Source organism: Pseudoalteromonas sp. SR45-4 (assembly GCF_014163535.1).
GTDB lineage: Bacteria > Pseudomonadota > Gammaproteobacteria > Enterobacterales > Alteromonadaceae > Pseudoalteromonas > Pseudoalteromonas nigrifaciens.
The window spans coordinates 1-224 of sequence record NZ_JACJDO010000148.1; the positions used below are offsets into that span (position 1 = coordinate 1).

The following is a 224-nucleotide window of genomic DNA, read 5'->3' on the forward strand; positions in this document are numbered from 1 at the left end:
TCTACCTGACCACCTGTGTCGGTTTGGGGTACGATTCCATATAATCTGAAGCTTAGAGGCTTTTCCTGGAAGTATGGCATCAGCAACTTCATCACCGTGGTGACTCGTCTCGTGTCTCAGGTTTAGTGTTCGTCCGGATTTACCTAAACAAACGCCCTACTCACTTTCACATGGACTACCAACGCCATGCTTGCTTAGCCTGCTCCGTCCCCCCATCGCAATTA

At 49.6% G+C, this 224-nt stretch carries 1 rRNA gene; it reads right to left on the reverse strand.

Annotation, left to right across the window (positions count from 1 at the left end):
• Positions 1–224, reverse strand: a 23S ribosomal RNA gene (locus H5058_RS18730); the annotation flags it as partial.